Origin of the sequence: Sphaerisporangium corydalis, assembly GCF_025506355.1 — a bacterium.
Taxonomy (GTDB): Bacteria; Actinomycetota; Actinomycetes; order Streptosporangiales; family Streptosporangiaceae; genus Sphaerisporangium; species Sphaerisporangium corydalis.
Genome location: NZ_JANZYP010000001.1, coordinates 136,806 through 158,872 on the forward strand (window position 1 = coordinate 136,806; position 22,067 = coordinate 158,872).

Sequence of the window (22,067 nt, forward strand, 5' to 3'; positions counted from 1 at the left end):
ATCATTCGCTGGCGGCCGGGCGGCGCAGCAACGGGTGGGTGCGCATCGCGACCTCCAGCTCACCCGGCAACTCGTCACGGTAACGGCCCAGGGTCGCCAGGTCGCTGTGCCCGAGCACCCGGCGCACCGCGTCCATGTCGACCGCGTCGGCCAGCAGATGGGTCGCGGTGGTGTGCCGCAACCCGTGCGGCGTCACCGAACGCCGCTGCGCCGGGTCGACCCGCCGCTGCACCCGGTCGATCACCGCCTGCACGTCCCCCCGGGCCAGCCGCCTGCCCCGCCACGACAGCAGCAACGCCTTCTCCGCCGAGGCAGGGCGCCCACCCGACAGATGGGCGTCCAGCACCTCGGTCACATCGGCCGGCAACGGCACGTCACGCGTCCGGCCGCCCTTGCCGAAGATGCGCCAGTACCGCACCCCGTTGTTGGTGTAGAAATCCTCCACATTCGCCCGGACCAGCTCCGACACCCGGGGCCCCAGGGTCGACAACAGCAACACGATCAGCGCGTCACGCACCTCGGTGCGCTGGTCACGCCGCCCCCGGTCGGGCTCGGCCGCCGTCAGCGAACGCGCCGCCCCCACCAGCCCCTGCGCCTGCTCACGCGTCAACGCCCGCCGCTCGGCCCGCAGCCCGCCCCGCTCCTTGGCCGTCACCGTGGCGGTCGTCATCGGGTTCACCTGCACCCACCCCGCCAGCGTCGCGTGCTTGAAGAACGCCGACACCGACCGGCGGAACCGCGACTGCGAGGACGGGCTCTGCGCCTGCCCGCCCGCGGCCCCGCCCGGCGAACGGCGCCCGTCGGGTTTGCGGGCGAACGCCAGCAGCACCGCGTCCACGTCCTCACCCGTCAGGTCGTCCAGCACCCGCCCCGCCCCGGCCAGCACCGTGAACGTGGCCACGTCCCGCGCGTACACCTCCGCCGTCGCCGGGGCCAGCGCCCCGGTCACGGTCTTGGCGCGGACCAGCTCCACGTAACGGTCGGCGGACTCCTCGACGGTGACTCGCTTCAACTGGATGGGGCGCATCGATCAGCTCAGTCCTCTCGGCCAGGTCGAGCCGACCGTACCCGCCCGCACCGACAATTCCCACGCCCCGCCGGGAAACCCCAAGCCCGGCACCCGGGAACCGGAGAACAAGCCGACACCACGACACGCCACCGCACGATGACGCCCGCCCGAGCCGGGGGCCCCACGGGCGAGGCGGGTTGGGTGCGGGCGGCGCCGGTGGGTTAGGTTCGAGCGTGGCACCCATACACGGAACCTGCGACGACCGGTTCGCCAAAGTGGCCGACACCCTGGCCGGCCTGCTGGACGGCGACGACGTCGGCGCCAGCGCCGCGGTCTACCTCGACGGCGAACCGGTGGCCGACATCTGGGGCGGATACGCCGACGCCGCCCGCACCCGGCCCTGGGAACGCGACACCATCACCAACGTGTGGTCGGTCACCAAGACCATGACCGCGCTGTGCGCCCTGATCCTCGCCGACCGCGGCGACCTGGATCTGACCGCCCCCGTCGCCCGCTACTGGCCGGAGTTCGCCGCCGCCGGCAAGGACGGCGTCACGGTGGCCCACCTGCTCTCCCACACCGCCGGCCTGCCCGACTGGCGGCCACCCCTGCCCGCCGGCGAACTGTACGACTGGGCCGCCGCCACCGCCCGCCTGGCCGCCCAGGCCCCCATGTGGCCGCCCGGCACCCAGGGCGCCTACCACTCCCTGACCCAGGGGTACCTGGTCGGCGAGGTCGTCCGCCGCGTCACCGGCCTCACCCTGGGCACCTTCTTCGCCCAGCAGGTCGCCGGCCCCCTGGGCGCCGACTTCCACATCGGGCTGCCCGCCGCCCACGACCACCGCGTCGCCCCCGTCATCCCGCCCCCCGACGACCCCGGCCAGACCGGCGACCCCGGCGACCAGACGCCGATGCGCGCCGCCGACGCCAACACCACCCCCTGGCGGCGCGCCGAGATCCCCGCCGCCGGCGGGCACGGCAACGCCCGCTCGGTCGCCGCCGTGCAGTCCATCCTGGCCTGCGGGGGAGCGGCCCGGGGGGTACGCCTGCTGTCCCCGGCGGGCTGCGAACGCGCCCTCGAGGAGCAGTACCACGGCCCCGACCCCTACCTGGGCGGCATGCCCGCCCGCTACGGCCTGGGCTACGGCCTCAACGACGAGGACCTGCGGATGTCCCCCAACCCGCGCACCTGCTTTTGGGGCGGATGGGGAGGGTCACTGGTGGTGGTCGACCTGCAGGCCCGCATGACCGTGTCGTTCGTGATGAACCGGATGCTCAACGGCGGCGACCGCGCCGGCGACATCGTCCGCGCCGCCTACGACGGGCTCACCACCTGACCCTCACACGGCGGGGGAGACCCCATCGCCCGAAGCCCCGCCCGGCAGCAACCCGTCCAGCACCCCGTACGCCGGATTCGCCCGCGCCGCCCCCCGCACCTCACGCGCCGTCGAGGCCACATACCCCTGCCCCGTCACGATCGAGGAATGACCGAGCAACTCCATCAACTCGTGCGCCGAGGCGCCCCGCTCGGCCAGCCGGGTCGCGAACTCGTGCCGCAACGCGTGCACCAGCGTCCCCTTCTGCACCCGGTCGTTGATCCCCGCGTACCGGTAACACTGCCCCACCAGGTACTGCAACCCGCCCCGCCGCAACGGCGCGTTCCTGGTGTCCACCAGCAACGCCGCCGACCTCGGCAACGACACCAGGCCGAACCGGCGCGACCGGCTGTCCAGATAATCCTCGATCAACCGCTCGATCGGCGCCTCGATCGGCAGCGAACGCGACCTGCCGCCCTTGCCCACCACCTGGATCCGGCGATCACCCGGCGCCCCGCCGATCGACCCGATCGTCACACCCAGCAACTCCGCCGACCGCATCCCGGTCACCAGCGCCAGCCCCAGCACCACCAGATCGCGCTCCACCCACGGGTCACGCGCCTCCCGCGCCCCCGCCGCGATCCGCTCCAGCAACGTCGCCGACGCCGAACCGTCGCCCAGCAGCGGCTTGGGCGCCTTGGCCGGCTGCCTCGGCCGGGGGACCGCCGCCATCGGATTGCCCTCCAGCATCCCCTCGGCCACACAGAACGTCAGGAACTGGTTCCACGCGCTCCACGCCCGGTTCACACTCGCCGGCGACCGCGGCCCGGCGAAATCGGCGAACGCCGCGCGCACCAGCCGCCCCGTCAGCCGGCGCACCTCCAGCCCGCCCGGCTCCACCCCGGCCGCCTCCTCGGCGATCCGCCCCACGATCAGCAGATCACGCCGGTACCCGGCCACCGTGTGCGGGGACAGCTTCTTGGCCCGCAACCCCGACAGAAACTCCGCGGTCGCCTCGGGCACCCGCATCAGCACCAGAGGGTCACCATCACCCATGACGGCCTCCGCACCGGCCAAAGCACCCGATCGTACGACGTGACACACCTGCCGGTGATTATCCCGAAACCCGGCGAACCCACCCCCGCGACACGCCGCCCCGCACCCCGACCGGCCACGGAACGAACCGCCGGGGCACGGGGCGGCGGCCCTCAGAACCGCCAGCCGATCAGATTCCACTGCCACAAAAACCACACCAGCCCCGACAACCCCGCCAGCACCACCACCTGGTGGACCCGGGCCACCACACCGGCACCCGGCCCCCGCCACCCCCGCACCGTCAGCACCGCCGCCGCCCCGGCCATCGCCAGCACCACCACAGGCACCACGAACAACACCCGGAAACCCACCGGGGCACCGAACAGGAACCCGTCGGTGTCCCCCGACAACCACACCCCCAGCGCCACCAGGAACCCCAGCCCCGCCACACACGCCCCCGCGCCCAGCCAACGCGCCACCCGCCAGGCGCCCCCCGTACGAACAGGCCGGCGCCGCGCCCGCCGCCACACCCCCGCCACCGGAACCGCCAGCACGCTCAACGCCACCACCGCGAACACCAGCAGCACCGGCAGGTTCACCGCCGGCGTCCGCCACACCGACATCAACTCGAACGCCGAACCCCGGTCGGTCGCCACATAACGCCGCCCGCCCGCACCCGACAGGAACACCAGCCGGTCACTCCCGTCCGCCAGCGCGTACGCCCCGTCCGCCTGAGGCGACCAGTCCTTGTCCTGGAAACGCACCACACCGTCACCGCGCACCGCCACCCGCGCCGGCCCGAGCAGCACCAGGATCTTCTCGATCGTCGACTCACCGTGCCGCGTCCGCTCGTACAACCCCGCCAGCGGCGCGGCCGGCCGGGTGCCCGGCGGCGGCACCGGCCCGGGGGAGTCGGGCACCGCCCCCGCCGGGGCGAACCGGTCGAAGAACCCGTCGATCACCTTCTGCAACCCCGCGTCCGCGACACCGTTCACCGACACGAACACCCCCAGGTCACACCCCGGCACCAGCATCAGGACGCTCAGGAAACCCTCCCACCCGCCGTCGTGCATCAGCACCCGGTGCCCGTTGAACACCCGATCCTGGAAACCGTGCGCGTACCCGCCGAGCCGGGGGTCGTTGCCCGAGGACCGCTGGAACATCAGCGCCGCCGTCGCCGGATCCAGGATGGCCGCGTCACCGAACCGCCCCCCGCCCAGGTGGGCGATCATGAAGTGCGCCATGTCGGCCGCCGTGGCGCTGATCGAACCGTCCGGCGTCATCGGATCGAACGTGAACGGCACCGGCACGGCCCCCGGAAGGTAACTGCGCGCCAGGTCCGCCGCCAACGGCCCCGGCACCGGCTCGGCCGCCGTACTGTGCCCCATCTTCAACGGATCCAGCAGATGCCGCTGCACATAACGGTCGAACGGCTCCCCGCTCACCTGGGACACGATGTACCCCGCCAGCGCGGCACCGTAATTGGAGTACGCCGACACCTCACCCGGCGGCCGCACCCGCGCCGGAACGTGCGCCGCCAGATACTCGCCCAGCGGCGGCACCTCGGCCGCGGTCCGCGCCCCGGTCCCGACGAACCGGTCCTCGAAACCCGCGGTGTGCCCCATCAACGTGCGCAACGTCACCGGCGCGGCGAACGTCGCCGGGATCGTGAACGTCCTCAGGTACCGGTTCACGTCCACGTCCAGGTCCAGCCGCCCCGCCTGCACCTGCTGCATCACCGCCGTCCAGGTGAACAACTTGGTGATCGAGGCGATCCGCACCAGCGACCGCGAAGCGTCGAACCCCACCCCCCGCGCCACGTCCGCCAGCCCGTACCCCTTGGCGAACACCGTCCGGCCACCCGACACCACCGACACCACCGCCCCCGGCACACCCTCACGCCGCAACCCGCCCGGCAGGGCCCCGTCGAAGAACCCCGCCACCGCCGCCGGCGCGGGGGAGCGGCACCCGGCCGAATCCGACCACGCCGGCGCCGCACCGCCCACCGGCACGGCGGCGGCACCCGCGCACAGGCCGAGCACCACGGCCACCCGGCTCAGACGGGACAGGAAAGCACCCATGGAACGACTCCTCGAAGACGACGGCCCGCCGCCGGACGGCGGCACCGGCCGGGGGACAGGGCCGCCCCGGCCGGAAGCGACGCCCCCCACCCTCGCCAAACCCCCGCACCGCCCACATCGCCCCGCGAGCGAAACCGCCTGCGACCAAAGTCGCAGCCCACCGCCCCCACCCGCCGACCAAAGGCCCACGAGAACACCCGCACCCACGGCCTAAGCTGCGGACATGGACGCGACACGCCGCCTGCGGGCCCGCCTCGCCGACCCGCGCCTCACCGACGCCGCCGTCGTCGCCGCCTGCCTGATCCTCACCGCCTTCGCCGTCAAAGCACGCTGGACCGACCTGCCCCGCCCCCTGATCGCCGCCGCCGGCACCGCCGGCGGCCTGGCCCAATGGCCCCGCCGCCGCCACCCCCTGATCGCCGCCGTCACCGGCGCCGCCGCCTACGCCCTGTCGGGCAACCCCGGCCCCCTGCTCACCGGCCTGTACGCCGGCGCCTCCTACGCCCCCCGCCGCCACCTGTGGATCGTCCTGCCCGCCGGATGGGCCGGGCTCGCCGCCTGGTCATGGATCGCCGAAGGCACCCTGACCGCGCCCGACGCCACCTGGGCCGCCCTGGGCACCCTGGCGGTCACCGCCGTCGGCGTCCACACCGCCACCCGCCGCGACCTGGCCACCTCCTGGCGGCAACGCGCGGAAAGCGCCGAAGCCGAACGCCTGCTCCGCGAGGAACAGGCCCGCGCCGCCGAACGCACCCGCATCGCCCGCGAGATGCACGACGTCCTGGCCCACAAGGTGTCGCTCATCGCCCTGCACGCCGGCGCCCTGGAACTCACCACCACCGGCACCCCCGCCAACCAAGGCGCCGCGCTCATCCGGGTCACCGCCCGCGAAGCGCTGCAGGAACTGCGCTACGTCCTCGGCGTCCTGCGCACCGAACCCGGCTCAAACCACCCCCGCCACGACGAGCCGTTCGCCGACCTGACCTCCCTGGTCCGCGCCTCCACCGACGCCGGGCAGCACGTCGAGCTGGCCGACCACGCCGGCCCGCTGCCACCGGCCATGGCCCGCGTGGTCTACCGCGTCGCCCAAGAAGGCCTCACCAACGCCCGCAAACACGCCCCGGACGCCCCCGCCGCCGTCTCGGTCGACCGCGACGACACCACCGTCACCGTCACCGTCCACAACACCCCGCCCGCCGGCCCGCCCGCCGACCTGCCGGGATCGGGGTCGGGCCTGGTCGGCCTGGCCGAACGCGTCCGCCTGGTCGGCGGCACCCTGCACGCCGGCCCGCCCGCCGGCGAACCCGGCGGCTGGCGGCTGCGCGCCGTCCTGCCCTGGCCCGACCCGGAGGGCACACGATGATCTCGGTACTGCTGGCCGACGACGAGGCGCTCGTACGCGCCGGGCTGCGCATGATCCTGGAGACCGCCCCCGACATGACCGTGATCGGCGACGCGGGGGACGGCCGCGCCGCCGTCGAGGCCGCCCACCGCGACCGGCCCGACGTGGTCCTGATGGACATCCGCATGCCCGGCCTGGACGGGCTGGCCGCCACCGCGGCGATCCGCGCCCGCCCCGACCCGCCGTCGGTGATCGTCTTGACCACGTTCGACGCCGACGACGCCGTGTTCCGTGCCCTGGAGGCCGGCGCGACCGGGTTCCTGCTCAAGGACACCCCGCCCCAGGACCTGCTGCGCGCCGTGCGCCTGGCGGCGGCGGGGGACTCGATGCTCTCACCCGGGGTGACCCGGCAGATCATCGAACGGGTCACCGCCGAGGACCGCACCCGCCGCCGCCGCGCGGCCCTGGACCGGCTCCAGGGGCTGACCGCGCGTGAACGGGAGGTGCTGGGCGAGATCGGCCTGGGTCACTCCAACGCCGAGATCGCGGCCCGGCTGCACATGAGCGAGGCGACGGTGAAAAGCCACATCACCCGCCTGTTCGACAAGCTCTCGGCGACCAACCGCGTCCAGCTCGCCATCGCCGCGTTCCGGGCGGGTATCGCCGAGTGACGGATCCCGGCGGATCCCGGCGGGTCTTGGCCGGGGGGAGGGCGAATCATGTTTCATGCATAAGTGCGATTATGCATGAAACGCTGATGTAAGCGCTGGTGGGAAGGGGCTCCGGCCAATTCGCGCCCGCCTGCCGCATCATGCGTCCGCGGGTGTTTCCGTGTGCCGCGTCCGTCCTGGGCCGGTGGCGCCGCCGGGCGCCGTACGGCCCGGCGTGGCGGCCGATCGTGATGGGCGGGACGTTCGCCGGGTGAACCGGACATCCGTAAAACGATCATGAAACGGATGTGGATCATGACGGATCCCGATCATGGACCGGGCGCTCCAGGGCCCACGTGCGGCGCGCGCGTACACCGGCCGTGGCGAGGGCCGTCCGGAACGCGTCTGCGGGCGCGTGTCTTCGTGTGACATGTCCCCACCGGGCCCCGCTCGCCCGAATGGTCTCTAACCAGACAGAAGCTCAATTCTGTTTGGTTACGGATTTTCAGGTGGAAAGCGGGCCTACCGGGTTCAGGACCCGGGTGAGCCAGTCGGCGCGGGTGCGGCGGACGGTGGCCGAGACCTCCGCCCGCGGGTACAGGGCGTCGAAGCCGTGGAAGCCGCCCGCCCAGACGTGGAGTTCCGCCTGGCCGCCGGCCGCCCAGATCCGGGTGGCGTAGTCGACGTCCTCGTCACGGAAGACCTCGGCCGACCCCGCGTCGACGTAGGTGGCCGGCAGGCCCGACAGGTCGGTGGCCACCGCGGGTGAGACGTAGGCGGGGACGTCGTGGCCGGTGAGGCCGGAGTACCGGTCCCCCATGACCATTCCGCCGCCGTGGATCCAGTAGACGCACGGTGCGGCGGCGGGGCGGCCGGTTCCGGCGGGGCTGAAGATCGACAGCGGGATCCGGGCGCCGTCCGGTGTGGGGATGGTGGGTCGGTGGTCGTCACGGCCGGTCGGGCCGGTGGCGGACGGGGGTGACGGGCTCAGAAGGCGGCCTTGCCGCCGACGGGGATCTCGTCGGTGTACTGGGACTCGCCGGCGAGCAGCGGCTGGAGGCCGGCGACCAGTGCCTGCGCCTTCTCGGTGGCGAAGAACCTGGCGTGGGCCTCCTGGGTGGTCCAGCCTTCGGTGACGTGGACGACGTCGGGGTCGGAGGCCGAGCGGCCGACCAGGAACACGACGCAGTCGTCGTTGGACAGGGACGGGGCGTCGAGCAGGAGTCCGATCAGTTCGCCGGCCTTGCCGGGCTGTGCGGTCATGGTGGCGTGGAAGCCGTGCTTGACGCTCATGGGGGTTCCGTTCGTTTGCGGAGCCGTGGTGTGCTCCTGCGATTCCGACGACTTCATGTAATCATCGTGACCTGCTGAAACGTTAGAATGATGCTCCTGGCCTCTTGCCTGATCCTCTCGTTGTGGGGAGTATCGGGTTCGTGTTTCAATCGGGGGCATGGACCTTGAGGAGTTGCGTGCCCTGCTGGCCCGCCATGCCCGGCCCGACATGGGCACCGCGATCGACGGTGTCCTGGTGTCGAAGGTGGACCGGTCCTCTCCCCCGTCGCCGGCGATGTCGGGCACGGTGCTGGCCCTGATCGCGCAGGGCGCGAAACGGATCGCGCTGGGCGACCGGGTGTACGAGTACCGCGCCGGGCAGTATCTGATCGCCTCGGTCGACATGCCGATCACCGGTCACTTCACCGAGGCCAGCCCGGAGTCGCCTGCCCTGGGGTTCGGGCTGGTGCTGCGCCCGGCCGTGGTCGCGGAGGTGTTGCTGCGGGCCGCTCCGGGGGATCTTCCGCCGGCCGGTGGCGGTGCGGCGCCGGGCATGGCGGTGTGCGACGCGCCGGAGGGGCTGGTGGACGCGGTGGTCAGGATGGTGCGCCTGCTGGACCGGCCGCGTGACATGGCGGTGCTGGCGCCGTTGGTCGAGCGGGAGATCCTGTGGCGGCTCATCACCGGTGAGCAGGGCGGGGTGGTGCGTCAGCTCGGGCTGGCCGACAGCGGTCTGAGTCATGTGGCGCGGGCGGTGCGGTGGATCCGTGAGCACTACACGCAGTCGTTCCGCGTGGAGGAGGTGGCGCGGTTGTCGGGGATGAGCGTGTCGGCGTTCTACCGCAACTTCCAGGAGGTCACGGCGATGAGCCCGATCCAGTTCCAGAAGCAGATCCGGTTGCAGGAGGCGCGGCTGCTGCTGGCGACCCACCCCAATGACGTGACCGGGGTGGGGTACCGGGTCGGGTACGACAGCCCGTCGCAGTTCAGCCGTGAGTACCGGCGGCAGTTCGGCGCGCCGCCCAGCCAGGACGCCGCGCGGCTGCGCGGTTCGGTGCCCGGCGCCTCGCCCGCCTTGGTGTGACGGGCAGGTGCCCCTCCCCTGTCCCCCGGGTCTCCCCCGTTCCCCCGGGGTCTCTGCCTGGCTGGCGGTGGCCGGTCGCGGGCGGTGTAATGGTGGCTTCCGGGCGGGGTGCGCCGTGGTGGTGTGACAGGAGGGTTCGTGGGCGGGGACGAGGGTGTGGAGCGGGGGCGGGTGTCGGAGTGGCAGGCGGCCTGGGAGGTGCTGGGGCCGGTGATCGATCTGGTCACGCCGATGGCGGTGCGGGTGGCGGCGACGCTGGGGCTGAGTGATCTGATGGCCGGTGAGGTGGTGCCCGTGGCGGAGCTGGCGCGCCGTTCGGGGACCGATGAGGACGCGCTGGGCCGGTTGTTGCGTCACCTGGTGGGCCGGGGTGTGTACGCCGAGCCGGAGCCGGGGGGTTTCGCGGTGAACGGGCCGGCCGCGTTGCTGGCGGCCGGTCATCCTGCGGGGATGCGGGAGCGGCTGGATCTGGAGGGGTTCGGCGGGCAGATGGATCTGGCGTTCACCGGTCTGCTGCACACGGTCCGTACGGGGAGGCCGGCGTGGGAGTCGGTGTTCGGTGCCCCGTTCTGGCGGCATCTGGCGGCGAACCCTCGGTTGGGTGCGTCGTTCGACGCGATGATGGCGTCGGGGGCGGACGCGCTGGCCGACGCGGTGTCGGGGGTCGACTGGTCGGGTGTGCGTCATGTGGTGGACGTCGGGGGTGGTGTCGGCGCTTTCCTGGCCGAGGTGCTGGGCGCCGGTCCGGGTGTGCGGGGCACGCTGGTGGATCTGCCGGAGACGGTGGAGGGGGGCCGGCGGTATCTGGCCGGGCGGGGGCTGGAGGGGCGGTGCGCGTTTTCCGGGCAGAGTTTCTTCGATCCGTTGCCGGTGGGGGGTGATGTGTACGTGCTCAGGCGTGTGGTGCACGACTGGGGGGACGAGGAGGCGTCGCTGGTGTTGCGCCGGTGCGCGGAGGCGGCGGGGCGGCGGGGGCGGGTGGTGGTGATCGAGACGCATGGGGGTTTCGGTGACGATCGGGCCATGTTCGCCGAGATGGATCTGCGCATGCTGGTGCTGAGCGGTGGTCGTGAGCGTTCGGTGGAGGATTACGTCGCTTTGGCCGAGGGGGCGGGGCTCGGTCTGGCGGGGGTGCGTGACACTCCGCTGGGTCATGTTGTTTTGGACTGTGTCCCGGTGGGGTCCTGACACCGGTCCCCGGGTCGGGGTCCCCGTGGTGATCGCGCACCGATGAGGTTTCCGCGCCGCGCCCGTCTGTATGTGTGGGATCGACTCACGAGAGGCCGGCACGATGCGGAAACCGATCTTCGGGATGAACTTGAGCCTGGACGGCTACGTCGCCGCGCCCGGCGACGACCTGGGCTGGAGCGTGCCGAGCGACGAGATGTTCCAGTGGTGGTCCGACCGGGTGGCGGCGACCGGGCTGGCGTTGTACGGGCGCAAACTGTGGGAGGCGATGAGCTCCCACTGGCCGACCGCCGATCAGCGGCCCGGCGCCACACCGGCGGAGGTCGAGTACGCGCGCCGCTGGCGGGACATGCCGAAGGTGGTGTTCTCCTCGACGATCGGCACGGTCGACTGGAACACCCGCCTGGTCACCGGCGACGCGGTCGCCGAGATCACCCGGCTCAGGGCCGAGGACGGCGGCCCCATGGACATCGTCGGCGCCACACTTGCCGCGGCGGCCATGCGGGCCGGGCTGATCGACGAGTACGTGCTGGTCACCGCACCGGTCTTGCTGGGCGGCGGCACGCCGTTCTTCACGGCCCTGGACAGCTGGGTGAACCTGGACCTGGTGGAGACGCGGACGTTTCCCGGCGGTGTGGTGCTGACCCGATACGAGACGAGGCGATGAGCACGGGCCGGCGGTGGTGTTCGGCTGGTCGGGTGCTCATTCGGCGGTGACTTCGGTGACGGTGACCTGTGCGCTGGAGTCGTCGACGATGGGGCCTGATGGCAGGGTCGGGGGCAGGCCCAGCCATGGTTTGCCGGTGGCGTCGAATCCGGTGAGCTCGGCGATCTTCCCGTCGACGATGTGCAGGACCGCGAGGGTGTACAGCCGGTATTCCGGGTCGTCGGGGGTGCGGAGGTAGAGCCCGGCGGCGGGCATGCGGTTGACCGTCGTGGTGGTACAGCGCCAGTCGTCGTGGCCGCGCTGGAAGAGCCCGCCGGAGACCCAGCCGTCCACCGCGTCCTTGGCCGTGGTGACCGAGGTTCCCGCCTGGGGCAGCATCGCGAAGCGCAGGTCGTCGCGCAGCAGGGACGTCAGCCCGTCGAGGTCGTTGCGCTCGTGGGCGTCGATGTACGACTTCACCACGCCGCGCTCGTCGTTCGACAGTTCGTGGGTGGCGGGGCTCCGCCAGTCGAGGCGGCGGTCGGGCAGTTGCTCGCGCATCGTGACACGGGCCCGCTGCAGTGCGCTGGTCACCGATGCGACGGTCAGTTCGAGGGCGTCGGCGGTTGTGGACGCCGGCCAGCCGAGGACGTCGCGCAGGATGAACGCGGCCCGCTGGCGTGGTGGCAGGTGCTGGACGGCGACGATGAACGCCAGTTCGATCGTCTCCCGCGCGACCACCGATTCCTGCGGGTCCTCGGGGAGCATTCGGTCGGGGTAGGGCTGCAGGTACAGCACCTCGGAGCCGGGGCCTGGCAGTTCGTACGGGATGGGTGTGCGGTCGTTGCGTTTTTCCAGGAAGTCGAGGCAGGCGTTGGTCGCGATTCGGTACAGCCAGGTGCGCAGGGTCGCGTGGCCCTTGAAGGTCTCTCGTTTGTTCCACGCTCGCAGGAACGTCTCCTGCGTCATGTCCTGGGCGTCCTCGTAGTTCGCGAGCATCCGGTAGCAGTGCACCTGCAGCTCGCGCCGGTGGCGCTCGGTGAGGAGTGCGAACCGTGCGGTGTCGCCTGAGCGGGCCGCCGCGAGGAACGTGGCCTCGTCGGCGCCCGGCGGTCTGGTGCCGGTCATGGTCGTTGATCCTTCCACCGGTGCGGGGGCTGACAGAACTGACGGCGTGGCGGAGGATTTCTGATCGGTGCGACACCCGCTCGTCTGGGTCGCCTGGCCGTGGCGGGGGTTCGTAGGCTCGGGGGGTGGTGGGTGTGCGGGGTGGTGATCGGGTCGTGGCCGGGTGTCCGGGTGGGGCCGGTGGCTTCGACGTATCGGGTGACAGGCACCGGCGGGGTGCCGTGCGGACGGGAGTGACCGTGAAGTACATGATCTTGATGTACGGCTCGCAGCGGGAGTACGACGCGATGGCCGGCAAGGGCGGGGAGGGTCCGGCGTGGTCGGCGGAGGATTTCGGGGCGATGCATGAGTTCATGCGGGCGTGGAATCAGGAGCTGGTGGAGTCCGGGGAGTTCGTGGACGCCCAGGGGCTGACGGCTCCGGTGCACGCGCGGCGGATCCGGTTGCGGGACGGGGTGCCGGTGGTGACCGATGGTCCCTATCCCGAGACCGAGGAGGTGCTGGCCGGGTACACGATCGTGGAGTGCGACGGGTTCGACCGGGCGACGGAGATCGCGGCGCGGGTGGCGGCGTGCCCGAATCCGGGGGGCAGGTGGGCGGAGGCCTTCGTGGATGTGCGGCCGATCGTCGATTCCGGGGCCGAGCTGGGTTTCTGATCGGTTCCGGTGGACGGGTGTGAGGGGGTCGAGGGCCTGCTGCGCCGGTTGGCGCCGCAGGTCCTGGGCGCGGTGGTGCGGCGTTACGGGCATTTCGCCACCGCTGAGGACGCGACGCAGGAGGCGTTGCTGGCGGCGGCGGTGCAGTGGCCGCGGCAGGGGGTGCCGGCGGCGCCGCTGGGGTGGTTGATCACGGTGGCGTCGCGGCGGCTGACCGATCTGCTGCGGGCCGAGCGGGCGCGGCGGCGGCGTGAGGACGAGGTGGCGCGGTTGGTGCTGCCCGGGCCGGCGCCGGCGGCGGATGTGCCGGTGGCGGGGTCCGACGACACGTTGATCTTGTTGTTCATGTGCTGTCATCCGTCGCTGACGGTGGCCTCGCAGATCGCGTTGACGTTGCGGGCGGTGGGGGGGCTGAGCACCGCGGAGATCGCGCGGGCGTTCTTGGTGCCGGAGTCGGCGATGACGCGGCGGATCACGCGGGCCAAGCAGCGGGTCAAGGACAGTGGTGTGCCGTTCGGGCTTCCCGCGGGCGGGGAGTGGGAGGGGCGGCTGGGTGCGGTGCTGCACGTGCTGTATCTGATCTTCAATGAGGGGTACGCGGGGACGTCGGGGCCGGGTGTGGGGCGGGCGGAGTTGTCGGCGGAGGCGATCCGGCTGACCCGGGTGGTGCGGGGGTTGCTGCCCGGGGACGGGGAGGTGGCGGGGTTGCTGGCGTTGATGGTGCTGACCGAGGCGCGGCGGGCGGCGCGCACCGGGCCCGGTGGGGTGCTGGTGCCGATGGGTGAGCAGGACCGGGGGGTGTGGGACGCGGCGGCGATCGCGGAGGGGGTGGCGTTGCTCACCGAGGTGCTCCCCCGGGGTGCGCCGGGGCCGTATCAGGTGCAGGCGGCGATCGCGGCGGTGCATGCCGAGGCGCCGGGTGAGGGGGAGACCGACTGGGCGCAGATCGTGGCGTTGTACGAGTTGTTGTTGCGCATGTCGGACAATCCGGTGGCGCGGCTGGGGCATGTGGTGGCGGTGGGGATGGCGTCGGGGCCGCGTGCGGGGCTGGCGTTGCTGGGGGGTGTGGAGGGGGACGGGCGGATCGCCGGGGATCACCGGGTGCTGGCGGTGCGGGCGCATCTGCTGGAGATGGCGGGTGAGCGGGAGGCGGCCCGGGAGTGTTATCTGGCGGCGGCGGGGCGGGCGACGGGGCTGCCGCAGCAGCGTTACCTGAACGCCAGGGCGGGCCGGTTGTCCGGGTTTGGCCGGTTTGACGTTCGGGGGTCGCCGCCGGGGCCGGGCAGGGGCGCGCGTGTGCGCGGGGGGTCAGCGGGTCCAGAGGTTCTCCTGGATGGCGTGGACCAGGGTCATCAGCTCGGGGGTGACGCGGTCGGGTGACCAGGCCAGGCCGAAGGTGAGGCGCAGGTCGCCGGCGTCGAAGGGGACGAAGGTGACGTCGTGCCTGCGGATGGTGGTGGCCAGCAGGTGGGGTACGGGCAGCAGCCCGGTGCCGGCGGCGACCAGGTCCAGGGCGGCGGCGAAGTCGTCGATGTCGTCGGCGACCACGTGGTGCTGGTGGGGGCGCAGGGTGGCGGCCAGGCGGGCCCACATGCCACCGGGGGGCCGGTCGCCGGGCATGAGGATCTTGTGGCGGGTGAGCTGGGCGGGGTGGATCCTGGGCAGGGCGGCCAGGGGGTCGCCGGTGGGGACGGCCAGGTGGGCGACGCTGACGCCGAAGCGGGCGCCGGTGGTGAACCCGGTGGGGAACGGGGTGGCCATCAGGGCCAGGGCGACCTGGCCGCGGGCCAGGGCGGCGGTGGCGGCGCGGCGGCCGGCGGGGCGCAGGTCGACGTCGATCGCGGGGGTGCGGCGGGCGAGACGGCGGGCGGCCCGTGCCGCCAGGGGCCCGGCCAGGGGTGCATAAGCCAGGCTGATGATCGGGCGGGGTGGGGCGGCGAGGCGTGCGGCTTCGGCGGTGAACTCCTGGGCGGTGGCCAGCAGGGTGCGTGCCAGGGGCAGCAGGGCGGTGCCGGCCGGGGTCGGGGTGACCTCGCGGCTGGTGCGGTCGAACAGGCGCACGCCGAGGGTCTGCTCCAGGCGGCCGATGGCCTGGCTGACGGCGGGCTGGGACAGGCCGAGGTCGGCGGCGGCGCGGGAGAAGCTCCGGTGGTCGGCGACGGCGGCGAAGCAGCGGATGTCGCGCAGCGGCGGGCCGGTGTCCACGTTCCAGTATGGGCGCCCGCCGGGGGTGCCCGGGTCAGGGCGGGTGTGATTGATAAGTGCGGTCAATGGATCGGGCGGTGCGGGGGCGGGTTCGGGCAGGATTCCCGGCGTCCGAACCCGTTTGCCGAGGTCTCCAGGAGGACCGCATGGCCGTCGTATCCCGTTCGCCTTTCCCCGCTTCCACGATCCTGGGGTACCCGAGGATCGGGCCCCGCCGGGAGCTGAAACGGGCCCTGGAGTCGTACTGGCAGGGCCGCTCCCCCGTCGGTGAGCTGCGCGCGGCCGGTGCGGGGTTGCGGGAGGCGGCGTGGCGGCGGCTCGCGGCGCTCGGGCTGGCGGGGCTGCCGTCCAACACGTTCTCGTTGTACGACCAGGTGCTGGACGCCGCGGTGATGGTGGGCGCGGTGCCGGACCGGTACCGGGGTCCGGTGGCCGAGGACGTGTGCTTCGCCATGGCGCGGGGCACCGGGGGGCTGGCGCCGTTGCCGATGACCAAGTGGTTCGACACCAATTACCACTACATCGTCCCGGAGATCGGGCCGGGCACGGCGTTCGCGTTCGACGGGGACAAGCCGTTGGGCGAGGTGCGGCAGGCCCGGGGGCTCGGGCTGGAGACCCGGCCGGTGCTGGTGGGGCCGGTGACGTTGCTTTTGGCCGCGCAGGCGGCGCCGGGCTCCCCCGCGTCGTTCTCGCCGCTGGACCGGCTGGACGACGTGCTGGCGGTGTACGAGCGGGCGCTGGTGGCGCTGGCGGCCGAGGGGGTGGGGTGGGTGCAGCTGGACGAGCCGGCGCTGGTGGCCGACCGCACGCCCGCCGAGCTGGCCGCCGCCGGGCGTGCCTATGAGCGCCTGGGGTCGTTGCCCGGCCGGCCGGGGTTGTTCGTGGCGTCGTACTTCGGGGATCTGGGGGCGGCGTTGCCGGTGCTGGCGGGGACCCCGGTGGAGGCGATCGGCCTGGACCTGGTGCGCGGCGCCGCCGGGTACGCCGGCCCGGGGGCGCTGGAGGGGCTGGGCGGGAAGATCGTGGTGGCCGGGGTGGTGTCGGGGCGTGATGTGTGGCGTACCGACCGCGGGCGGGCCCTTTCCGCTCTGGCGGCGCTGCGGGGGCGCGCCGGGCAGGTGGTGGTGAGCACTTCGTGTTCGCTGCTGCACGTGCCCTACGACGCCGAGCGGGAGGCGGGTCTTGACCCGTGGCTGCGGCGGCGGCTGGCGTTCGCCGACCAGAAGGTGGCCGAGGTGGTGGAGCTGGCCGCGCTGAACGCGCGGGGCGCCACTCCCCCGCCGACGGCCCCCGTGATGGTGCCGGCGCGGGAGGAGGTGGCGGAGTATCCGGGGCGCAGCCCTTATGAGGTGCGGGCGGCGGCGCAGGCCGGGCACCTGGGGTTGCCGGAGCTGCCGACCACCACGATCGGGTCGTTCCCGCAGACCGGTGAGCTGCGGGCGGCGCGCGCGGCGCTGGCCGCCGGGGAGCTGGACCGGGGCGCCTACGAGGAGCGGGTGCGCGCGGAGATCGGGCGGGCGATCGCGGTGCAGGAGCGGCTGGGGCTGGACGTGCTGGTGCACGGTGAGCCCGAGCGCGACGACATGGTGCGGTACTTCGCCGAGCACCTGGAGGGGTTCGCGGTGACCCGGCACGGGTGGGTGCAGTCGTATGGGTCGCGGTGCGCCCGGCCGCCGATCCTGCACGGGCCGGTGTCGCGTCCCGGGCCGATCACGGTGCGGTGGGCGGAGTACGCGCGGTCGCTGACCGACCGGCCGGTCAAGGGGATGCTGACCGGGCCGGTGACGATCGTGGCGTGGTCGTTCGTCCGGGACGACCTGCCGTTGCGGGAGGTGGTGTTCCAGGTGGCGGACGCGGTGCGGGCGGAGGTGGCCGATCTGGAGGCGGCGGGGATCTCGATCATCCAGGTGGACGAGCCGGCGTTGCGGGAGCTGATGCCGTTGCGGCGCGAGGCGCAGGGGTCGTATCTGCGGTGGGCGGTGGCGGCGTACCGCCGGGCCACCTCGGTGGCCGGGGACCGCACCCAGATTCACACGCATTTGTGCTATTCCGACGCCGAGCGGATTCTGGCGGCGGTCGACGCGCTGGACGCCGATGTGACCACGGTGGAGTCGGCGCGCTCGGGTGAACGGATGTTGCGGGAGCCGGCGGTGGCGGGGTTCCGCCGGGGGCTCGGGCCGGGGGTGTACGACATCCATTCGCCGCGGGTGCCGGGGGTGGCGGAGGTGGAGGCGGCGCTGCGGCGGGCGGTGGCGGCGTTGCCGGCGGCGCGGGTGTGGGTCAATCCCGACTGCGGGCTGAAGACGCGGACCTATGAGCAGGTCGAGGAGGCGCTGGCCAACGTGGTGGCCGCGGCGTCCCGCGTGCGGGCCGGGGCGCGGGGGTAGCGCCGGTGGTCGCGGTCAGGTGAGGTCGCCGAGGCCGGTGCGCAGCAGGGTGTAGGCGTGTTCGGCGTCGGAGACCGCGCCGGGGTGGCGGTCGTCGGCGCTCTGCCCGCCGGCCAGGCGCTGGATGTTGTCCAGGGCCAGGGTCCACTGGACGGCGACGAGCTGGGCGGCGGCCAGGCGGGCGGTGAGCTCGGGGGTGGCCGAGGTCTGGCGGAGCGCCTCGGCCAGGGTGTGCTCGGCGGCGGACTTGAAGCGTTCCATGCGGGCGACCAGGGCGGGGGTGGACAGGATCATCGCGAACAGGGCGTGGATGTGGGGGTGGTCGCTGAGCCCGGTGATGGGGTCGCGGCGGTCGAGCCCGGTCAGGAAGTTGGCGCGGAGCGCGGCCAGGGGCGAGGTGCCGGGGGGGCGGGCCAGGACGACGCGGGCGCCTTCGCTTTGGTGGTCGGCCATGCGGTGGACCACCAGGTCCTCTTTGGCGGGGAAGTAGGCGAACAGGGTGCGGCGGGACACCTCGGCGGCCTCGGCGACCTGGGCGACGGAGACCTGGTCGAAACCGTGCTGGAGGAACAGGCTGATGGCGGCGTCGGAGATGGCGGCGTGAGTGCGCCGTTTCTTACGCTCGCGCAGTCCGGGTTCCTCACTCACGGCAACGATCGTAACAGAAACCTGCACTTGGACATTTCTTGCACCAGGTATACATTTGCACCCAGTCGAGGAAGTTGGCCGTCGAGGAGGAACGTTGTCGGAGTTCGAGACCGAGGTCGTCATCGCCGGTGCGGGCCCCACCGGGCTCACACTGGCCTACGAGCTCGCGCTGGCCGGGGTGGCGACCCTGGTGCTGGAACGGCTGCCCCAGCGCGTGGAGCAGGTCAAGGGCGGCACCCTCCAGCCCCGCACCGCCGAGCTGCTGGAGCTGCGCGGGCTGCTCGCGCCGCTGCGCGCCCGGGCGACGGTGCGCGAACCGATCGGCGGGCATTTCGCGGCCCTGCCGGTGGCGCTGGACTGCACCCCCTTCGCCACCCGCCACCCCTACCCGATCGCGGTCCCGCAGTGGGAGATCGAGGACGTGCTGGAGGGGCTGGCGACCGCCAGGGGCGCGCGGGTGCTGCGCGGCGCCCCGGTGACCGGGGTCGACCTGGCCGACGGCGGCCAGGGGGTGAGCGTGACCACCGGCGGGCCGGTGGTCCGCGCGCGGTACCTGGTGGCGTGCGACGGGGGCCGCAGCACGGTGCGCAAGCTGCTGGAGCTGCCGTTCCCCGGGCGGCCGGGCACCTACCTGGCGGTGCTGGCCGACATCCGGCTGTCGTCGGTCTCGGCGCTGGTGCCCGAGCGGGCCGGGCACATCAGCACCCTGACCCGTGAGGCAGGCGGGTACTGGACGATGCTGGTCCCGATCGGGGGCGACCGGTACCGGTTCACCTACGGTCACGAGAGCCAGACCGACCGGGCCGAGAACACCGACAGGTCCGACATCTCCCGCGACACCCCGGTCACCCCGGGCGAGATCACCGACGCGCTGACCGCCGTGTACGGCGAGCGGACGGTGCTCGGCTCGGTGGACAACTCCTCGCGGTTCACCGACGCGACCCGGCAGCTGGAGCACTACCGGCACGGCCCGGTGCTGTTCGCCGGCGACGCCGCCCACATCCACCCGCCGCTCGGCGGGCAGGGCCTGAACATCGGGATGCAGGACGCGATCAACCTGGGGTGGAAGCTGGCCGCGACGCTCCAGGGCCGGGCGCCGCACGGCCTGCTGGACACCTACCACGCCGAACGGCACCCGGTGGGCGCCTCGGTGCTGCACCACACCTCCGCCCAGCGGGTGCTGGCCGATCCCCGGCCGACCCCGGACGTGGCGGCGCTGCGTGACATCTTCGTCGATCTGGTGCGGCTGCCGGACGCCAACCGTCATCTGGCCGGCCTGATGTCGGGCCTGTCGCTGCGCTACGACCTGGGCGGGGGGCACCCGCTGGTGGGGCGGCGGGTGCCCGACGCCGAGCTGGTGACCGAGTCGGGGACCATCCGGCTGTCGGCGCTGTTCGGTGCCGGGCACGCCGTCCTTGTGGACCTGGCCGGGATCGTGCCGGCCGGTCTGCGGCTTCCCGCCGGGATCGACCTGGTCCGGGCCAAGTGCACCGAGGACCTGGGCGCCGCCGCGCTGCTGCTGCGCCCCGACGGCTACCCGTGCTGGGCCGGCGACGACCCCGCCGAGGCGCGCACCACCCTGCCGGCGGCGATCGCCGCCCACCTGGCCCCGCTGCCCTGATTCTCCTTCTCCGTCGGCTGGAGTAGCGGTCACTTTCTGGCCGCTTTCGCTGCGAGGGTGTGGTGTGCAAGCGACGACGACCGACGAAGGGCCGACCACCGTGACCGCCACCACCCTGCCATCGCCCACGCTCGACGCCGAGCGGGCCGATCTGCTCGCCACGCTCGCGGCCGTGCGATCCGCGCTGACCGGCACCGTCCGCGGGCTGGGCGCCGAGGAGCTCGGCGAGCGCCCGACGGTCAGCGCCCTGTGCCTGGGCGGGCTGATCAAGCACGTCACTTCCATGGAGGAGGGGTGCATGCGTTTCGTGACCGGGGGGCCCGAGGCGATGGGCCACGATCTGCCCGAGGGTGTCACCTGGGCCGACATCGCCGCCGGGACGGCGCGGGAGATCCCGCGGTGGATGATCGATTATCAGGACGCGTTCGCGATGGCGCCGGGTGAGACGCCGGCGTCGATCCTTGCGCGCTACGAGCGGGTCGCCGCGCGCAGCGAGGAGATCGTCGCCGCGGTCCCGGACCTGTCGGCGGCGTTTCCGCTGCCGGAGGCGCCCTGGAACGAGCCGGGGGCGGTGCGCAGCGTGCGCCGGACGCTGATGCACCTGATCGCCGAGACCGCCCAGCACGCGGGGCACGCCGAGATCCTGCGCGAGACCCTGGACGGTCACCGGTCGACCTGAGCCCCGTGTCCTGGCCGATGGCCGTCCGGGGCGCCCGGCCGGTCCCCCGGTGATATGATCAACTTAATCCCTTTAAGCCTTCTCGGGCGGAGTTCGCCCCCGAGAAGGCTTTTTGGTGCCCGGGGTCGCCGCGCCGGCCATGCGGGTGACCCCGCCGTACTCCCCCTCGGCCCCTGCTCGTCTTCACGGAAGGACCACCGATGACCTCGCACACCGGCACCGCGGCGGACGCGGGCACCTGGAGGCTCGGTGACCTGACGGTCAACCGGCTCGGGTTCGGCGCGATGCGCCTGACGGGCAGCGCCGCCTTCGACCTCGGCGCCCCGAGCGACCGCGAACGGTCGATCACCGTGCTGCGGCGCGCGGTCGAGCTGGGCGTCGACCACATCGACACCGCCGCGTTCTACTTCTCCGCGCTGCGCTCGGCCAACGAGCTGATCAACCGGGCGCTGGCCCCCTACCCCGACGACCTGGTCATCGCCACCAAGGTCTGGCCGGGCCGTGACCCCTCGGGCCGGTGGTGGTGGGCCACGCCGGAGCAGCTGCGCGGCCAGGTCGAGGAGAACCTGCGCCAGCTGGGCCGTGACCACCTGGACGTGGTGAACCTGCGGATCCCCAAAAGGCGCGCCACCGGCTCGATCGCCGGGCACTTCGGCGCGCTGGCCGCCCTGCGCCAGGCCGGGCTCATCCGGCATCTGGGGATCTCCAACGCCACGCCGGAGCACCTGGCCGAGGCCCAGGCGATCGCGCCGGTGGTCTGCGTGCAGAACCCCTACGGCGTCGGCGCGCCGGCCGGGGACCAGGAGTTCCTGCGGGACTGCGGCGAGCGGGGCGTCGCCTTCGTGCCGTTCTTCGCGATCGCCGGCGCCGGGCGCGAGGCGGGCGCGGGCGCCACCCACGACGACAGGGTGCTCGCCGTCGCCCGCGCGCACGGCGCCACGCCCGCGCAGGTCCTGCTGGCGTGGACGCTGCACCAGGGGCCGCACGTGCTGGCCATCCCCGGGACCGGCGACCCCGCCCACCTGGCCGACAACGTGGCGGCGGGCGCCCTGCGGCTGTCGGCCGAGGAGGTGGCGCGCCTTTCGGCCACCGGCTGAGCGCCCCGGTTCGGCGAGGGTGC

At 73.2% G+C, this 22,067-nt stretch carries 20 protein-coding genes; 12 read left to right on the forward strand and 8 right to left on the reverse strand.

Features of this window, described 5'->3' with window-relative positions; translation table 11 throughout:
• Position 1 precedes the first annotated feature (1 nt).
• Entirely contained in the window at positions 2 to 1,027 is a 1,026-nt protein-coding gene (locus NYZ98_RS00620; protein WP_262840399.1) for a tyrosine-type recombinase/integrase, read from the reverse strand.
• Between the two features lie 215 nt (positions 1,028 to 1,242).
• Between NYZ98_RS00620 and NYZ98_RS00625 the strand changes: the two genes are divergently transcribed.
• Entirely contained in the window at positions 1,243 to 2,346 is a 1,104-nt protein-coding gene (locus NYZ98_RS00625; RefSeq protein WP_262840400.1) for a serine hydrolase domain-containing protein, read from the forward strand.
• A 3-nt stretch (positions 2,347 to 2,349) separates the two neighbouring features.
• Here the strand turns inward: NYZ98_RS00625 and NYZ98_RS00630 are convergent, their stop codons facing one another.
• The gene (locus tag NYZ98_RS00630) at positions 2,350 to 3,381 is read right to left on the reverse strand and encodes a tyrosine-type recombinase/integrase (RefSeq protein WP_262840402.1); all 1,032 of its coding nucleotides are present in this window, start codon (positions 3,379 to 3,381) and stop codon (positions 2,350 to 2,352) included.
• Between the two features lie 152 nt (positions 3,382 to 3,533).
• Positions 3,534 to 5,441, reverse strand: coding sequence for a serine hydrolase domain-containing protein (locus NYZ98_RS00635; protein ID WP_262840404.1), 1,908 nt, complete (start codon positions 5,439 to 5,441; stop codon positions 3,534 to 3,536).
• 223 nt (positions 5,442 to 5,664) lie between these two features.
• Between NYZ98_RS00635 and NYZ98_RS00640 the strand changes: the two genes are divergently transcribed.
• Entirely contained in the window at positions 5,665 to 6,804 is a 1,140-nt protein-coding gene (locus NYZ98_RS00640; RefSeq protein WP_262840406.1) for a sensor histidine kinase, read from the forward strand.
• Entirely contained in the window at positions 6,801 to 7,454 is a 654-nt protein-coding gene (locus NYZ98_RS00645; protein WP_262840408.1) for a response regulator, read from the forward strand. Before NYZ98_RS00640 ends, NYZ98_RS00645 begins: the two co-directional genes overlap by 4 nt.
• 484 nt (positions 7,455 to 7,938) lie before the next feature.
• Here NYZ98_RS00645 and NYZ98_RS00650 read toward each other — a convergent pair whose 3' ends face one another.
• Positions 7,939 to 8,253, reverse strand: a complete 315-nt coding sequence (locus NYZ98_RS00650) for an alpha/beta hydrolase (RefSeq protein ID WP_262840410.1) — start codon at positions 8,251 to 8,253, stop codon at positions 7,939 to 7,941.
• Positions 8,254 to 8,420: 167 nt separating this feature from the next.
• On the reverse strand, positions 8,421 to 8,726 hold the full coding sequence (locus tag NYZ98_RS00655) for a putative quinol monooxygenase (protein WP_262840412.1): 306 nt from the start codon (positions 8,724 to 8,726) through the stop codon (positions 8,421 to 8,423).
• Between the two features lie 157 nt (positions 8,727 to 8,883).
• Here NYZ98_RS00655 and NYZ98_RS00660 point away from each other — a divergent pair, with 157 nt between their 5' ends.
• From NYZ98_RS00660 to NYZ98_RS00670, 3 genes are all read left to right on the forward strand, one after another.
• Positions 8,884 to 9,789, forward strand: coding sequence for an AraC family transcriptional regulator (locus NYZ98_RS00660; protein WP_262840414.1), 906 nt, complete (start codon positions 8,884 to 8,886; stop codon positions 9,787 to 9,789).
• Between the two features lie 138 nt (positions 9,790 to 9,927).
• Positions 9,928 to 10,977, forward strand: a complete 1,050-nt coding sequence (locus NYZ98_RS00665) for a methyltransferase (protein ID WP_262840416.1) — start codon at positions 9,928 to 9,930, stop codon at positions 10,975 to 10,977.
• Between the two features lie 103 nt (positions 10,978 to 11,080).
• The gene (locus tag NYZ98_RS00670; RefSeq protein WP_316249510.1) at positions 11,081 to 11,644 is read left to right on the forward strand and encodes a dihydrofolate reductase family protein; all 564 of its coding nucleotides are present in this window, start codon (positions 11,081 to 11,083) and stop codon (positions 11,642 to 11,644) included.
• Positions 11,645 to 11,680: 36 nt separating this feature from the next.
• Here the strand turns inward: NYZ98_RS00670 and NYZ98_RS00675 are convergent, their stop codons facing one another.
• Entirely contained in the window at positions 11,681 to 12,751 is a 1,071-nt protein-coding gene (locus tag NYZ98_RS00675; RefSeq protein WP_262840420.1) for an RNA polymerase subunit sigma-70, read from the reverse strand.
• A gap of 248 nt (positions 12,752 to 12,999) precedes the next feature.
• Between NYZ98_RS00675 and NYZ98_RS00680 the strand changes: the two genes are divergently transcribed.
• Entirely contained in the window at positions 13,000 to 13,407 is a 408-nt protein-coding gene (locus NYZ98_RS00680; RefSeq protein ID WP_262840598.1) for a YciI family protein, read from the forward strand.
• Between the two features lie 9 nt (positions 13,408 to 13,416).
• Positions 13,417 to 14,787 (forward strand): RNA polymerase sigma factor, encoded by a 1,371-nt coding sequence (locus tag NYZ98_RS00685; protein ID WP_262840422.1) that lies wholly within the window; start codon positions 13,417 to 13,419, stop codon positions 14,785 to 14,787.
• On the opposite strand, the gene NYZ98_RS00690 is transcribed toward NYZ98_RS00685, so the two are convergent.
• The gene (locus NYZ98_RS00690) at positions 14,716 to 15,612 is read right to left on the reverse strand and encodes a LysR family transcriptional regulator (RefSeq protein ID WP_262840424.1); all 897 of its coding nucleotides are present in this window, start codon (positions 15,610 to 15,612) and stop codon (positions 14,716 to 14,718) included. The genes NYZ98_RS00685 and NYZ98_RS00690 overlap by 72 nt on opposite strands.
• 146 nt (positions 15,613 to 15,758) lie before the next feature.
• Between NYZ98_RS00690 and metE the strand changes: the two genes are divergently transcribed.
• Positions 15,759 to 17,999, forward strand: coding sequence for a 5-methyltetrahydropteroyltriglutamate--homocysteine S-methyltransferase (gene metE, locus NYZ98_RS00695; protein ID WP_262840426.1), 2,241 nt, complete (start codon positions 15,759 to 15,761; stop codon positions 17,997 to 17,999).
• 15 nt (positions 18,000 to 18,014) lie between these two features.
• Here metE and NYZ98_RS00700 read toward each other — a convergent pair whose 3' ends face one another.
• Entirely contained in the window at positions 18,015 to 18,647 is a 633-nt protein-coding gene (locus tag NYZ98_RS00700; RefSeq protein WP_262840428.1) for a TetR/AcrR family transcriptional regulator, read from the reverse strand.
• A gap of 94 nt (positions 18,648 to 18,741) precedes the next feature.
• Here NYZ98_RS00700 and NYZ98_RS00705 point away from each other — a divergent pair, with 94 nt between their 5' ends.
• The 3 genes from NYZ98_RS00705 (at position 18,742) to NYZ98_RS00715 (ending at position 22,044) form a co-directional block, all read left to right on the forward strand.
• On the forward strand, positions 18,742 to 20,268 hold the full coding sequence (locus NYZ98_RS00705) for an FAD-dependent monooxygenase (RefSeq protein ID WP_262840430.1): 1,527 nt from the start codon (positions 18,742 to 18,744) through the stop codon (positions 20,266 to 20,268).
• A gap of 64 nt (positions 20,269 to 20,332) precedes the next feature.
• Positions 20,333 to 20,947, forward strand: coding sequence for a DinB family protein (locus NYZ98_RS00710; protein WP_262840431.1), 615 nt, complete (start codon positions 20,333 to 20,335; stop codon positions 20,945 to 20,947).
• Positions 20,948 to 21,147: 200 nt separating this feature from the next.
• Entirely contained in the window at positions 21,148 to 22,044 is an 897-nt protein-coding gene (locus NYZ98_RS00715) for an aldo/keto reductase (RefSeq protein WP_262840433.1), read from the forward strand.
• The last annotated feature ends 23 nt before the right edge of the window (positions 22,045 to 22,067 follow it).